We start from the raw sequence: 15,617 nt of genomic DNA, 5'->3' as shown, positions 1-15,617 counted from the left end.
AAAACAAAATAAATTGGTTAAATCGTGTCGTAAATTATATATTTGCTCGATTTAAAAAAAATGACCATTAAATAATAGTACGAATGCAGAACAAGGGATTAATTAAACTGTTTGCTATTTTATTTGGAATTGTTAGTATTTATCAGCTATCATTTACATTTATCACCAACAAAATTGAAAAGGATGCTAAATCCGTTTCTATCAGTCAGTTTTCTGAAGGAGAAGAAGATTTTGTAGCAAAGCGTGAGGCAGCAGAGGCAAGGTATTTGGATTCCATAGGAAATGTTGAAGTATACAACATTGGAATCGCTAAATACACTTACAACGAGGCTAAAGAGAAAGAACTCAATAAGGGTCTTGATCTTAAAGGAGGTATTAATGTAACGCTTCAAATTTCTGTTAAAGATATCTTGAAGGGATTATCGAATAACAGTAAGGACGCCGCTTTCAATAAGTCATTGGCAGATGCTGATGCCGCTTCTAAGAATAGTGATAAAACTTATATAGACTTGTTTTTTGATGCAATGGATAAGAACCAGGGGAATTTAGCTTCTCCTGATGTATTTGCTAATAAAACATTAAGTGATGAAATAAATTTCCAAATGACCAATGGTGAGGTTCGCCCTATCATTCGTCGTAAGGTTGATGAGTCTATTACCTCAGCTTTTGAAGTTCTACGTAAACGTATCGATAAATTTGGTGTTACTCAACCTAATATTCAACGTTTAGGAACTTCTGGACGTATTTTGGTTGAATTGCCAGGTGCCAAGGATATTGATCGTGTAAAAGGTTTACTACAAAGTACTGCACAATTAGAGTTCTGGGAAACCTATAAAAATGTGGATGTATATTCCTATATGAATGCTTTGAATGAGCGTTTAAAGGCTAGAGTAGTTTCAGAAGAACCAGCTAATGAGGTTGTTAATACTGAAAGTGAGATAGATTCATTATTGACTGATGTAGCACAAGATTCAGTAGAGAATAATCAAGTGAATCCATTGTTTGATTTGATTGCAGCACCAACCTACCAAGGTTCGCCTGTAATTTTCTCATTTGCTATTAAAGATACTGCTAAAGTTAATAGTTATCTTAAATCTCCTGAAGCCAAACAAGTACTTCCTGCAGAATTGCAGTTCGCAAGATTTGTATGGAGTAAACCAACTAAGGATAGTGAACTAATTGATTTATATGCTCTTAAGAGTAATCGTGAAGGAATTCCTCCGCTTAGTGGGGGAGTAGTTACCGATGCCACTCAAACATATGACATGAGTAACAAACCTGCTGTATCTATGCAGATGAATGGTAAAGGAGCAAAAATATGGGAAGAGTTAACAGGAAAAGCATTTAAAGACCAAAGCAATATTGCTATTGTACTAGATAACATTGTGTATTCGGCACCAGGAGTTTCTAAAGGTCCAATAGCAGGTGGAAGTTCTGAAATTACCGGAAACTTTACTTTAAATGAAGCAACTGACTTAGCTAATGTATTACGTGCAGGTAAATTGCCAGCTTCTGCTGATATTATTCAATCAGAAATTGTTGGTCCTTCACTAGGGCATGAGGCTATTGACAGTGGATTTAAATCTTTCATTATTGCCTTCTCTTTGGTCCTAGTTTGGATGATTTTCTATTACGGTAAAGCGGGAGGATTTGCTAATGTTGCATTGGTTTTCAATATTGTTTTAATATTTGGAGTCTTAGCAGGATTGGGAGCAGTACTTACCTTACCAGGTATTGCGGGTATTGTTTTAACTATTGGTATGTCAGTTGATGCCAACGTTCTAATTTTCGAAAGAGCAAAGGAAGAACTTGCTAAAGGAAAGGGAATGAAGCAGGCGGTAGAGGATGGTTTTGGTAACGCGTTGTCTTCTATTTTAGATGCCAACATTACTACTGGACTTACTGCTATTATTTTGTTGATATTTGGTACAGGTCCTATTCAAGGATTTGCTACTACCTTGATAATTGGTATTCTTACGTCTTTGTTTACCGCTATATTCATTACTCGATTGCTTATTGAGTGGTATTTGGAAAAAGGTGGAAGAACCCTTGAGTTTGCTACCGGTCTTACAAAGAATTTGTTTAAAAACCTTTCTATAGATTTCTTGGCTAAACGTAAGGTTACTTATATTATATCAGGAGCTCTGATTGTGATTAGTTTATTTTCTTTGTTTACACAAGGTCTTAATCAAGGAGTTGACTTTGTAGGAGGGCGTTCTTATCAGGTTCGTTTTGAAAAACCAGTAAATCCTTCTGAAATAGCTGTAGATGTTAATGCGGTTTTTGGAAGCGCCGAAGTGAAAACCTTTGGTGAAGCAAATCAAGTTAAGATCACTACCAAGTATAAAGTTGATGAAGAAGGAGAAGGTGTAGATAAGGAAATCCAAGAAAAATTATATTCTGCAGTTCAGAAATACTTACCTAGTGGTTATACATATAATCAATTTGTGGATGGTGCGGACGATAAGGCTGTTGGAATTATGCAATCAATTAAAGTGGGTCCAACCATTGCTGATGATATTAAGCAAGGTGCTTTCTGGTCTGTTCTTGGTTCGTTAGCCGTGGTATTCCTTTATATATTATTGCGTTTTAGAAGATGGCAATTCTCTTTAGGTGCTGTTGCTGCACTTGCGCATGATGTGATCATCGTATTGGGGATATTCTCATTGACTTATAAATTTATGCCATTTAACATGGAGATTGATCAGGCTTTCATTGCAGCTATTCTTACAGTTATTGGTTATTCATTAAACGATACTGTGGTTGTATTTGACCGTATTCGTGAGATTATCTCTGAGCGAGGCTGGAGAGGTGGTGATAATACTAATATGGCTTTAAATAGCACCTTAGGACGTACATTGAATACCTCATTAACTACTCTAGTTGTATTATTGTCAATATTCATTTTTGGTGGAGAGACTTTAAGAGGATTTATGTTTGCTATGATTGTTGGTGTAATTGTCGGAACCTATTCATCAATATTTATTGCTACACCTGTTATGTTTGATACCTTAACTGATAAAGGTGAATCAAAAAAATAATATATTTATATAGTATAAAAAAGCCATCATTTCAGTGATGGCTTTTTTATTTATGCTATTTAATTGAAAACGAAATTGTTATTGAGGTACGGTGTTTTTAAAGTAAAAAAGTACTTAAAAAACATTTCAAAAAGTTTTGAATTATATTGGAAAGTTCTATATTTGCACCCGCTTACAGTAACAGTGAGCACACTTTTAATAGGCCTCGTGGCGCAACTGAATAGCGCATCTGATTACGGCTCAGAAGGTTACAGGTTTGAATCCTGTCGAGGTCACTGAAAGCTAGTTAAATAGCAATTAAAACCACACGATTCTTATGAAACGTGTGGTTTTTAGGTTTTTAGGGGTCAGGCCCAAATTCTGGATCAAGACTAAATGTTGTGTTGGATCAAGACTAAATGTTGTGTTTACGCAAATATTTTGGTCAATCTATATAGGAAGAATTCTATGTTTCTAACCCCTCTGAATTGACTTCTAAAAGCTTTTATTTTAGCATTGAATGATTCAGCGGAAGCGTTTGTGCTTCTGTTTATAAAATAATTCAGGATGGATCTGTAATTAACTGTTATGGTGTTTGCAATGGTATTGAATGCCCTAAAACCTGTATTTTCTACATCTTTGTACCAATGCGCCATTTTAGTATATGCGGTCTCGACAGAGGTTGCTGTATTGAATATGTTTCTAAGTCCTTGAACAAGATTAAAGGCTATTTTTATTATTGATTAAACAATATCTTACTTCTTTCGTATTGATTCTCAGTCCAATTATTTGGATCTTTGTATAGTAGATACCTACTTCTAGCTAATAATTGCTTTCTAGTATCCCCATTATTGAATTCTTCTGGAACAAATGATTTGTTCTTTACCCTAGCTTGTTTTATGAGTTCATTTTCTAATTCTATTGCTTCCCATCAGTATTAATCAAATGAAGAAAAACAAAAGCATGAAGAATCTTTAGTATAGAATATTGCAAATTCAGTAAAAGAAGAAAAAGGGGAATTTTCCCCTTTTTAATTGGTTATGGTAACCTTATTTTTAAAATTCAAATATAATATCAACACTAAAACCAATCTTTATCTTTCTTAAATTTTATGGTAAATCGAATAGTGATGTACAATAGAAATAATAGGATTTTTTTCTTAAATGTAGGAAAAATTAAATGTTAAAATTTTCTTAACACAACAAAAGATTTATATAAACCAAGTATATTCATGGTTTTTATGTAAGAAAAATACCTCCTATAGTTTTTTTAATAGTGATTAAACTCTAACAATAAAAATTGTTTTTAAAATCCCTCCATTTGTTTTAGCAATGGTAGGGATTCTAACGGTTATATTAGAACCTGGATACCCGTTTTTAATTGTAAACAAAACAACGAAGAGGATTAAATTGATAGCAGTAATTAGAATGCATTTGGGAATTTCCTTTATTCTCCAGTTACCCATATTCGCTGCGGTTATGATTGTTTGGAATATCGCAGCCTATTACGATGAAATTAGATAACTTGTAAAATAATTAATGTATTATATCTATAAATATTGTATATTTTTTTTGATAGGACTTACTGGTTGCTTTCAAACAGTTTTAGCACAAGATGTTGTGGTAAAGGGAAATATAACTAACACCTCCAACCAACCCATAGAAGGAGTAGCGATTGTACTTACTGATATTAAAAATACTGATTCAACAATTGGTTATGCCATTACCAATGGAAATGGTGATTATGAAATTACAGTGAAACCTCAAATTAAAGATTCGCTGTTATTAATTGCAACTCATCTTAATTATGAAAAAGTAAGTAAAATATTAACTATTAGCGCATCCAAAACTGCTTATAATTTAACGCTTAAAGAGAAATCATTTAATCTGGAAGAAATTGTTATTGAAATACAAAAAATAAAGGATACTATGGCAATTAAAACCGATAGCCTTAAATTAACGGAACGGTCAACATTGCGGGATATATTAAACAAAACAGAAGGTTTTGTGGTTTCAGAAGATGGAGGAATAACTTTTAGAGGAAAAATAATTCATAAGGTACTAATCAACAAGAAGGAAGTCTTTGTCAATCAAAATAAGATAGCTCTTGATAACCTGGAATATGACATGATGAATGACATAGAACTGATTAATAATTATAGAGATCAGTATAAGATAGACTTTGAAAATTTTACCGAAACCGTCATTAACGTAAATACTAGGGATGAGTTTAAAGGAATCTTTAAACCTTCAGTAGAAGGTGCTTATGGAGTAAAAAACAAATATCAATTAAACTTTAGAGGTTTGTATTTTTCAGATTATCTAAATGCTTTTATTACAAGTAACACCAATAATATTGGAAAGAAAAGTTTCAGTTTTACCAATATCTCTGAAGAAATAAAGGAACAATCCTCTGAATTCTTTAAAGATCACTTTACTGATTTTTTTGCCGAAGATGATCTGCTTGCAGAATCCTTTACCTCGAATTCCAGTATTACCCTCAGAAAAGAGAATAAAAAATCGAGACTGGGAATAGTATTATATTATAATAATCTGAACCAAAAAAAAAATACAACTTCGGAAATTGATGATAGTACAACCTTGCTAAATAAAAGGGAGCTGGAAAGTTTGCAAAAAGGTAATTCCTTTTTGAGTAATATGTCCTACTACAGAGCCCTATCTAAAAAAGCTATTCTTTCTTTTCATTCCAATATTACTTATCTGGAAGACAGGGATAAAGACCGTTCTACAGTTCTTAACTTTTACCCAACTATGGACACTATTACTGAAGATAACAGAAACAATGCAATAAGTCTTTTAAATATTTCAAAGCTTGAACTTCAAGCCAGGCTACATCAAAGGATAATTCTTTCTTCTATATTGGAGTATGACCTGGAACATTCTAAAAATAATTTTAACTCGAATTATTCGATAAACTCCAATGGTGATAATCTTAGACAGGAATATGATTTTAATAACCTCTACCTAAAAGCAAATTCTATAATGGACTACAAGTTTTCAAATATGCTAACGGCCTCGTTAGGATTTAAAATCAAAACGTTTAATGAAAACTTAAATTACAAAAATGATACTGAAAGAAAAGGCGGATATTACCAGGGCTTATTATCATTTAGGGGACAAAATAAAAAATGGGAATATAATATTGAATTCCTTCCGCAAACTATCAGGGTAAGGAACAAAGACCTGAAAGAGAATAAAGGCACTTTAGATGTATATATAAATTCAGATTGGAATTTAAACGAAAACAGTACCATAGTAATGAGTTATACACAGGCCAATGCACTGACTGAAATAAATTATGCAATTGATTCCCTAACAGTATCGTATAATACAAGATTTCTCAATACAGATGACATCTTAAATAATATTTCAAGATTTAACCAATTTAGCATTGGCTATAATTATTCTAGTATAATAAAAACTCAGTCTTTTAGGACGTCTTATTCTTATGGTGAACAGCGCGATTATCTAGAACCTATTTTTCAAATAATCGAACAAAATATATTTTATTATCAAAACCGTTTGATTGAAAAGAAGAGATCCTCTAAGTATAGTGTTGCTTTAGGAAAAGGGTTTTATTTTTCTAAAAAATATCATCTTCTTCGGTTCAATTCGGATTTCTCTGCAAAGTTTGATAAGTTTCCAACCTTTACCCCAGAGGAGCGCATGTATAATGTAGATCAGTATCAATATGGATTTAGTACGGGAATTGAACCTAAAGGCATTTTTTTTGATGAATTATATCTTAAAATGTCTATCAATCACCAACATCTCTTTCTTGGCAACCAGGTACTCAACAACAATAAACGGTATACCTATGGGGGAACTATAAGTAAAAAAAAGGATAAACTTGAAGCTAAAATCAGTATAGGGCAAAACATTTTTAAAAATGAGGATTTTAAGTTTAAATCCCCTTTTATGAGCATAGAAGCAACGGTTAAATTGAATAAGAAAATGAGTGTTTTTCTAAGAGGAAATTATTTATTCCATTTATTTAATTTTCCTAATACAGATTTAACAAGTTTAAGCGTTAAGTCAGATGGCAATTTGATTCAGAGTAATTACAATGAAAATAGTCTTAACTATTTAATTATAGGAACTTCATATAAATTTTGAATAGCAATGTCATGAAAAAAATCTTTCTTACTCTATCCCTGCTGATGGTTATAACCCTGTCTGCTCAAAATAAAGAGAAAATTATAAAAATAAGTTATTCTGCTTATCCCATAAGTACCCATGATACACCTCCAGAGGACAGTGAACTATTTAAGATTCATCCCGAAACTGTAGAACTCGCAAAGGGATATCAATATAAGTATTCTCTTTATATTGATTTACAAAGTAACCAATCTATTTATAAACTGGATACTATAATTATCAATAAACCGGCGGGTACGGAAAATGTACAGTATATGGTAAATGACCGGTTAGATTTTGTTATTAAAAAGGATGCTAATGAAGTAAAGAAATACGAGCAAATTTTTCAGCGAGAATTTTATTCCGAAGGGGCTACTGAAGATATTGAATGGGTGTTAACTGATGAGACCAAGGTTATTTCCGGGATGAGTTGTAAAAAGGCAGTTTCCAAAAATAAAGATATGCTGTTAACGGTTTGGTATACAGATAAAGTTCCAGTCCCTTATGGACCCGTTAATTACTTTGGTCTACCCGGGCTAGTAATATGGTCAGAGGATTTCTTTTGGACTACGGAAATTGAAAAGTTAGGATATGCAGATGATTTTGATTTCAAAAAAGAGATGGAAAAAATAAATACCCTATTTGAAGAAAATAAAAAAGGGAAAACCATTAATGAATCTCTATTGATTATTAAAAAGGCAGAATTAGTAAAATCAATGATTGAACAAATGCAAAAAAGTTAAGTTTAAAAACATGAAAGTAATACTTTTTGATGGAGTGTCTAATTTATGTAACCCATCGGTAAAATGCAGTATCAAAAATGATTTGCATAATGAATTTAAATTTTCCTCCCTATAAACTGATTTTGGGAGATCATTTTTACAGGAAAAGAGATTTGATGAGCAAATTATGACATTAATACATAACGTCCAGAAAGTGTTTCTAAAGCATTTAAAGGTATGGGATATTCCCGAGATATTATCTATACATTTAAAGAGTTAGTTCTTTATCATGAGGTTGAGTTATCTACAAAATTGTTTGAATGGGGTAGAGTATAAACTGTCAATTTTTTGCTTGGTTTAATCTCCTCAAATCTTCCAAAAAATGATTCGAAAATTGATTTGTCAAGCTCACTGAAAGCTATTTAAATAGCAATTAAAATCACATGATTCTTGTGAAACGTCTGGTTTTTAGGTTTTTAGGGGTCAGGCCCAAATTCTGGGTCTAGGCATAAATTTTATATAATCTGTAAAAGAAAGACTTCACATCAAACACCCTTCTTAACTACTTTATTTTAGCATTAAAAGATTCTGTTGCGGCATTTTTACTCCTAGTATTAAAGTAATTAATAATAGCTTGATGATGGGTTTCAAATGTTCTTCTAATTGTTGAGAATGCTTGAAACTTGGTTCTTGGACTTGCAACAAAAAACTGGACAAATAGTTGAATGACTACGCCGCTAGTTTAAGGTTATACATGTCTAATTCATTTAAATTAGCCAATCAAGAACCATGTTAGTTGATTGGTCTGTATCTGTACTCAAAATAACTACCATATATTTAGTTCGATTTTATCAGTTTGTCATTTTGATCGTAATAATTTATCTGATATTCGAAATCAGAAGGAAGGTAAATTATGGTTTTATCAAGCTTGATTAGTTCAGATTGAAATACCGGTATTTTTTGACACCTATCAAATTCTCTTTCATCTTTAATATAAATTTTAACCCAATTAGCTTCAGGCACCTCTTCCAATTCTATCCTTTTGTTGTTTACATCATTCTTTTGGTAGTACCAGTGAGAATATTCAGAAAGGTTTTTGGATTCAGCTTTAATAATGGGAAGCGAAAGCACCGCATCAAAACCCTCATTGATGGCATAATAAGCCCCTCTTTCTTTAATAAAGGCTGGAGTCCTTGAAAATTGCCTGTTTCGTAAATTATCAATTGTGAAGCGATTTTCATTTTTGGTAAGTAGAGAAACCTGATCCACACTTACAACATTTTTAGCTGACAGGATACTATCTAATATATATCCCATAGGAGTGAATTTATCCTTTTTTACCCTTTTCCCATGTCCATGTCCAGCAAATACAAAAATTTTAGCATTTGGATCCTTATTGTAAATCTTTGCAATATTACTCGCTTGATTTTCCTCCCTTAAATTCATGCAGTAGGCTCTGTCTTTATTCCCTTCTTTGTCTGTAGCTGAACATAAATTATAGTTCTCGTATGGAATAAGTTTAAATCCCTTTTTAAGTGCGAGCTGTAGGAATAAATTGAATGTAGGTTCATCGGAGTAATACCCGTTTTTATAATTTATAATGGAATATGATTCCATTCCTTCCCAATTCGCCAAAGTTTCAACTGCCAGGTATCTAAATCCAGTTTTATACAATTCTTCTAAAAAGATAGCTCCTACCCATCTTGTAATTGGAAAGGAATGATGATCATTTAGTATAAAAACATCCATTTTGTTGGAATGAGTCTTCACAAAATCTTGGATTGTTTCGAAATCCAAATTGCTTGTAGAATCATTTGGAGTCGTCACAGTTTTTTGTTCAGTAGAGGGATCAAAAAGAGTTTGATAATGATAGGCTGCTTTATAATCTCCTGTCTTATTGTATAGATTGACATATTCCAAATTCAATTGTTTGATCGTGATAGGATCCAATTTTTCGGATTCTCGATATAGTTTTTGAAGATACTTTATCTGATAACTGTGATTATTACCAAAAAGACTATCCAATTTCTTACGAATTTTAAAGAAATTATTGGAATCTGATTCTAAATCAGAATTAGGTTTAATATATAATAACTTGGCTCGCTCCAAAGACATTAACTCCAAATAATCTATATCTCCCTGGTAACCAGGATTAACACTACCTACAAATCTTAAGTAAGAATCATCACCAATTTTCACAATATTTTCAACTATGTTTAATTTGTTTCTTTTATAATTAACTTGGAAAACAGAATCTATTCTCTGGTTATTTCTCGTGATAATCGGCATCTGGATTAATGAAAAATTCTTCAAATTTTTTCTAGATACTTTTTTCAAATATGAATCTAGCGAAGAAAAATGATAGATGTTACTATCAAAACCGTTATCTAATCGCGCATTTGAAAGTAGAAACGTTTGACCTTTAACCCTAAATCCTGAATACCCTTTCTTGTACCATGAAATTTCCGTATCACCAAAGGTTGTTAAATAAAAGTCTAGGGTATCATTGATATACATGTCCTTCAACAGGCTATAACATGGAGCTTTAGTATAACTACCAATAGTAGATTTCGAACAGCTACTTAAAAAAACTAGAAAAACAATTGGGAAGATATATTTCATTAAGTTAAAATTGATGTTATTTTAAAATCGAAAAGATGAGAAACCTTTAAAAGTTTCTCATCCAAATCAAATATCACATATCGGGATCCTATTCGTATAGATCATCCGTAAAATGATTTGGAGCAGTCATCACAAGGGACCACATTGGCTCATCACCGCCTACAATTTGTTGCAAGTTTTCAACTTTTGCATACTTCTTTGAACGTAAGCGTTCCAATTTCATAATTAAAAGTTGTAAATTATTGCCTACTCTTTAAGGTTTTTCAGCTTCCACCTACTATTGCGCAATAATATTTTGATATTTTATAAAATTTAATTCAAATCATTTGGGAAAGCTTTTTGTAATTGAATTTATGGTTACATACATGTATATGTTTGTTTAATAGTAACTAACATAATAATATATTTTTTTTAATACAAATAATCTTATAAAATATTACAGTAATTTTTGATTTATTTAATATGAGACTATGCTTAATATTTGAATATAGAAGTTAATGTTCGATTTTTTTACCAACATTATCGAATGGAAATTTCATTAACTCTTGCTTTGGTTCTGTAGCATTAAATGTTGAAGATTTATAAAAGTACTTTTTTAGGAGTTACTAAAGAGATATTTTATGATCAAGCATCATCGTTATCCAAGAGTTGTGATTTTACAAGCGGTTTATTTTAAAATGCGATTCACTTTAGGCTATTGGAATGTGGAAGAATTAATGGCACTAAGAGGCGTAATAGTAGATCATTCTATGATTCAGCGATGGGTTTACAAGATTTCGAAAGAGTTAGAGAGCAATATGCATAAAAGAATACCTAGTGTTAGTCATAGTTGGTAAATGGATGAAACCTATGTCAAGGTAGGAGGGATGGATCGCTATTTATATAGAGCGGTGGATAAATGTGGTAATACCGTTGATTTTTTGTTAACAAAATGCAGTATGAAGGGTTCGCACTAGAAGTTTCTCAATAGAGGGATATTGAATAATGGTAAACCCAAGGTAATATATATCCATAAAGGTGGTGCTTACACCTCTGGTATAAAAACATGGAACAAACGAAGTTGTAAAGTGAAAAAGATAAAAGTTCATCAATGTAAGTACCTGAACAATCTAGTAGAGCAAGAACACCGAACTATCAAACGGCGTATCACTATTAGTAGTGGATTTAAGGAATTTGAGTCCGCTCAAATGACATTGGCCGGCATGGAGGTGGTACATATAATTAGAAAGGTTCAGATCATTGATTCTAAATCGACGGTGTTTAAAACTTTTTTTCATTGGCCGCTTAATGTGCAAATTTGAAAAGATATCTTGAATTCCAATGGTTTAATACGACACAACCCAAAATGGATCTCATTCGTAGTTATTTTTATTTTTCTTGGTTGGAGCACTTGTTGACATACTGTTGTCAAAGTTCGCTTCTACATTTGACTTATCAAATAAAAAGTATCAATCATGAAAAATGAAATTCTATCAAAAAACGAACTGTTAGAGTATTGGCAAGCTCAACGCCGATTGACCCGCAAAGTAATTGAAGTATTCCCAGAAAAGGACTTGTTTGAATTCTCTATAGGAGGCATGCGTCCGTTTTCACAAATGTGTGCAGAATTTATAGCCATTGCAACACCATCTTTGAAGTCTATAGTGATGAATAAGTCTATGAAGTTTGATGAAAAGCCAACTTTTAAGACAAAGGAGGAATTACTTAAACGATGGGATGAAGATACATTGGCAATTAATGAGCTATTTGTTCAAATTCCGGAATCAGATTTCCAAAAGGAGTTCGTACTTTTTGGGGAGTATAATTTTCAAATCAAGCAACATATTTTCTATTTCATAGATAACGAAATACATCATAGAGGGCAGGCATACGTCTATTTAAGAGCTTTAGATATACAGCCTCCGTTTTTTTGGGAGACCCTTTAAGTAATATAAAGTCCTTTCATTTGTTTGAAGGGACTTTTTTTTCATTTATTCTAGTTCTACTTTTTTCTAGTAAATGCAGCACTTGAGAATGGAGCTCATCGGGTTCAATAATATCAGCTTTATCGGCAAACATTAAATACCAACGTGCAAATCCATTGTTTAAACTATTCATCATAAATCGCATTTCAACCTTGTCTCCACAATTAATTTCTTCTACAAAACCATAATAATTTCTATCCCATACAAGATAGGAAGCTATTGATTTTTCTACTAAAATGCGTACTGATACATTTTTGTCATTAGTTTTTGATGGTAAATAGGCCTCCAGATTTTCATGTTTAAGTGTAAATTCAATATCCAATAATTTTATGGATTGAATTCTATCTGCCCTAAATTGTCTATAGCCATCCCTTAAATGGCAATAGGCTATGAGATACCAGTAATTGTTTTCAAGAAAAACCCCTATTGGTTCAACAATGCGTTGAGATACTGAATTTTCACTATTATTTTTATATTCAAGAATGATTTGGTGTTTTGTTGAAATGCTTTTGAATAGTGTTGATAATGCAGAAGGGACTTTTTTATTAAATACATTTTTGTCATATCTCATTAAAACAGAAGGAGAAATATGTGATACTTCTTTTTTTTGTGAAGAACGTAATACCGATTTCATTTTAAATAGGGCTGATGAAAAGTGTTCGCCCAATTCCTTATCTACGTAGACATTCATTATTTTTTCTGCAGCAACAAAACTCAGAGCCTCTTCTTGGGTAAATAAGGTGGGTGGAATCTTATAGCCATCAACGATAGAGTATCCTATTCCAGATTCGCTATACAAGGGTACACCAGCCTGTTCTAAGGATCTAATGTCTCTATATATAGTTCGTAGACTAACATTAAAACGTTCGGCTAGTTCTTGGGCTGTTACTATTGGCTTAGATTGTAAGTGAATGAATACACTTAGAATGCGGTCAAATCTTTTCTTTATATCCATAATAAAAGCACTAGCAAATGTTTGAATAATCTACCTGAACCTTCATGTAGGGGAGGTGGTTGTAGTTTGTAAACTAAAAAAACCTTTGTTTTCTATGTAGTACGATAAATTTAAAAAAAATATAGTAAATATATTACAGAAGTCCTTGTTGTTTTTAACCTAAAATAAACTATCAAAAAGCAATTCTATTGGGGTCTAAAAGTTAGAATGAATATTGTGGATGGCAAAAATTTATATTTTAATAAGCGCCCTAATTTGGACGCTTATTTATCAAGGATGAAAAAACATAGAACATTTCAGAGGCGATTTGCAAACTTCGCTGAGTATATATTTCATTCTGTTGAGGTGTTTTGTCCGATGATTTTGGATCTTCATATCGAACAGGTATCCTTTTTTCCGCTCCAGCAATATAAGGGCAACCTTCATCTGCCTGAGAACAGGTCATTACAGCACCAAAACTTCCTGATGGATTAAATGGATTATCAAAGGACTTTGAAAAACCTATAATTGCAGGCGCGTTAATACTGTATTTTATGGCATATATAGGATTGGAACTTTCAGCTATTTTAAAAATATTTAAACCTTGATTTTTCAAAATTTCCGCAACCTTCGGAAATAATTCAGTCGCTTCAGTTCCTCCTGAATAGCAATGCACATTTGCAATATTATAGTAGGCTGCAGCTGTTTGGGCCCATATCTGAGATAAATGACTTCTTCTAGAATTATGTGTACAGATAAAGTTAAGAAGTATGTGCTCCTGAGCATTAATTTTATCTTGAATATAGTCGATTAGTGGATGAAGTACAATTTTTCGGTCTTCATTTACCAATTTGGTGAGTACACTATTTTCGATAGTTTCGATCAGCTTTTGATACATAAGAATTATTTTGTAGTTAACAGCAACCTGAACCCGGGCTACATTCCGTTATTGGTTTTTCAGCATATACTGTAATACTTCGAATGATGCTGTCTTTTGATAGGTATTTAGTAATATCTTGTTCCGATAAATAGTTTTTAAGTATGTCAGATGGAACATTAATAGGTTTGTCTTTTTGTATGACAACATTGGTGAATCCAGCCTTTGATATAAAGGAAAGATATAGTTCTTTATCGATGGCACCCGCAACACAGCCTGCATACATTTCTGCAGCATTTTGAAGTTCGGAAGGAAGTTGTCCGGTGACTACAATATCAGAGATACTGAAATGGCCTCCAGGTTTAAGAACTCTAAACATTTCGGAAAAGACTGCTTGTTTGTTAGGAACTAAATTCAATACGCAGTTGCTGACAATTACATCAGCTATATTTGCTGTTACAGGCATTCTTTCTATATCTCCTTTTCTAAACTCTACGTTATTATAACCTAATTTTTCAGCATTGGAACGTGCTTTGTCAATCATTGCTTCTGTAAAGTCAATGCCGATAACTTTGCCAGTATCACCTGTTTCAGCCCTTGCAATAAAGCAATCGTTTCCTGCACCACTTCCTAAATCAATTACCGTATTTCCTTTATTGATTTTAGCAAATTGGGTAGGAAGACCGCAACCTAACCCTAAATCTGCTTCTGGGTTATATCCGCTAAGTTCGTCATAATCTTCACTCATAATATTATAAACTTCAGTAGTACATCCACCAGCGCCACAACAAGAGGCAGTGTTAGTTTCTTTATCTTGTAAGGCTATTTCGCTATATTTCTGCCTTACCATTTCTTTTATTTCTTGTTCTGTGTTCATCGTATTAATTATTTTAAGTGTATGGTGAGTTTAGTATGTTGCTAACAACATTTATTGTTGGATACGGTATTGATTATGTTGTTAAAATAGCCCTTTAATATTTCAAATGTTTCGGGGTTAACGCAATAACATATCGCATTTCCTTCAACTTCTCCTTTAATTAATCCAGCATTTTTTAACTCCTTGAGGTGTTGCGATATGGTTGGTTGTGCCAGAGGAAGCTCTTCCACAATGTCACTACAAATACAAGCGTTTACCTTTAAAAGGTATTCAATGATTGCTATCCGTGCAGGATGACCTAAGGCTTTTGCAATCGACGCCATTCTATTCTGTTGCTCTGTAAAGTGTTCTGTTTTAGTTGCTCCCATTTTTAGATATTTAATATTGCAATATTACGATAAACATTTTGAAAAACACTATATGTAAAATGTTATTTTGATCTAA

At 32.5% G+C, this 15,617-nt stretch carries 13 protein-coding genes, 1 tRNA gene and 1 pseudogene; 7 read left to right on the top strand and 8 right to left on the bottom strand.

All coding sequences use genetic code 11. The features are described 5' to 3' along the window. The first annotated feature begins 83 nt into the window (after window positions 1–83). Window positions 84–3,041 carry a protein translocase subunit SecDF gene (secDF, locus tag PT603_RS08360; RefSeq protein WP_008239364.1) on the top strand — a complete coding sequence of 986 codons (2,958 nt, stop codon included), beginning with the start codon at window positions 84–86 and terminating at the stop codon, window positions 3,039–3,041. 201 nt (window positions 3,042–3,242) lie between these two features. Beyond that, window positions 3,243–3,316: transfer RNA gene (locus PT603_RS08355), tRNA-Arg, on the top strand. 132 nt (window positions 3,317–3,448) lie between these two features. Here PT603_RS08355 and PT603_RS08350 read toward each other — a convergent pair. Beyond that, entirely contained in the window at window positions 3,449–3,718 is a 270-nt protein-coding gene (locus tag PT603_RS08350) for a transposase (RefSeq protein ID WP_274239197.1), read from the bottom strand. A gap of 873 nt (window positions 3,719–4,591) precedes the next feature. On the opposite strand from PT603_RS08350, the gene PT603_RS08345 reads away from it, so the two are divergent. After that, window positions 4,592–7,156: a carboxypeptidase-like regulatory domain-containing protein gene (locus PT603_RS08345; RefSeq protein ID WP_162097737.1), complete on the top strand. Its 2,565-nt coding sequence runs from the start codon at window positions 4,592–4,594 to the stop codon at window positions 7,154–7,156. An 11-nt stretch (window positions 7,157–7,167) separates the two neighbouring features. Then, on the top strand, window positions 7,168–7,920 hold the full coding sequence (locus PT603_RS08340; RefSeq protein WP_008241559.1) for a GLPGLI family protein: 753 nt from the start codon (window positions 7,168–7,170) through the stop codon (window positions 7,918–7,920). 541 nt (window positions 7,921–8,461) lie between these two features. Here PT603_RS08340 and PT603_RS13765 read toward each other — a convergent pair. The 3 genes from PT603_RS13765 to PT603_RS08325 form a co-directional block, all read right to left on the bottom strand. Continuing rightward, window positions 8,462–8,626: a transposase gene (locus tag PT603_RS13765; RefSeq protein ID WP_081483508.1), complete on the bottom strand. Its 165-nt coding sequence runs from the start codon at window positions 8,624–8,626 to the stop codon at window positions 8,462–8,464. A gap of 110 nt (window positions 8,627–8,736) precedes the next feature. Further along, complete coding sequence (locus PT603_RS08330; protein ID WP_008241560.1) at window positions 8,737–10,521, bottom strand: hypothetical protein; 1,785 nt, start codon at window positions 10,519–10,521, stop codon at window positions 8,737–8,739. 88 nt (window positions 10,522–10,609) lie between these two features. Beyond that, window positions 10,610–10,744, bottom strand: coding sequence for a hypothetical protein (locus PT603_RS08325; protein ID WP_262489177.1), 135 nt, complete (start codon window positions 10,742–10,744; stop codon window positions 10,610–10,612). Window positions 10,745–11,141: 397 nt separating this feature from the next. Here PT603_RS08325 and PT603_RS08320 point away from each other — a divergent pair, with 397 nt between their 5' ends. The 3 genes and pseudogenes from PT603_RS08320 (at window position 11,142) to PT603_RS08315 (ending at window position 12,446) form a co-directional block, all read left to right on the top strand. Beyond that, window positions 11,142–11,357: an IS6 family transposase gene (locus PT603_RS08320; RefSeq protein WP_008241561.1), complete on the top strand. Its 216-nt coding sequence runs from the start codon at window positions 11,142–11,144 to the stop codon at window positions 11,355–11,357. Continuing rightward, window positions 11,358–11,822: pseudogene (locus PT603_RS13760) on the top strand (DDE-type integrase/transposase/recombinase). A gap of 153 nt (window positions 11,823–11,975) precedes the next feature. Continuing rightward, window positions 11,976–12,446, top strand: a complete 471-nt coding sequence (locus PT603_RS08315; RefSeq protein WP_008241576.1) for a DinB family protein — start codon at window positions 11,976–11,978, stop codon at window positions 12,444–12,446. Window positions 12,447–12,462: 16 nt separating this feature from the next. On the opposite strand, the gene PT603_RS08310 is transcribed toward PT603_RS08315, so the two are convergent. The 4 genes from PT603_RS08310 to PT603_RS08295 all read right to left on the bottom strand — a co-directional run bounded on the left by PT603_RS08310 (window position 12,463) and on the right by PT603_RS08295 (window position 15,541). Next, on the bottom strand, window positions 12,463–13,440 hold the full coding sequence (locus PT603_RS08310; protein ID WP_008241579.1) for a helix-turn-helix transcriptional regulator: 978 nt from the start codon (window positions 13,438–13,440) through the stop codon (window positions 12,463–12,465). A 250-nt stretch (window positions 13,441–13,690) separates the two neighbouring features. Next, on the bottom strand, window positions 13,691–14,317 hold the full coding sequence (locus PT603_RS08305; RefSeq protein ID WP_008241582.1) for a low molecular weight phosphatase family protein: 627 nt from the start codon (window positions 14,315–14,317) through the stop codon (window positions 13,691–13,693). 16 nt (window positions 14,318–14,333) lie between these two features. Beyond that, on the bottom strand, window positions 14,334–15,173 hold the full coding sequence (locus tag PT603_RS08300) for an arsenite methyltransferase (RefSeq protein ID WP_008241584.1): 840 nt from the start codon (window positions 15,171–15,173) through the stop codon (window positions 14,334–14,336). A gap of 41 nt (window positions 15,174–15,214) precedes the next feature. Further along, a complete protein-coding gene (locus tag PT603_RS08295) occupies window positions 15,215–15,541 on the bottom strand; it encodes an ArsR/SmtB family transcription factor (protein ID WP_008241586.1) in 327 nt (108 codons plus the stop codon). Window positions 15,542–15,617 lie beyond the last annotated feature (76 nt).

The organism is Imtechella halotolerans (assembly GCF_028743515.2).
In the GTDB taxonomy this organism is placed as follows: domain Bacteria; phylum Bacteroidota; class Bacteroidia; order Flavobacteriales; family Flavobacteriaceae; genus Imtechella; species Imtechella halotolerans.
The sequence above is the reverse complement of the archived record's forward strand: the minus strand, read 5'-3'. Positions and strand labels throughout refer to the sequence as shown.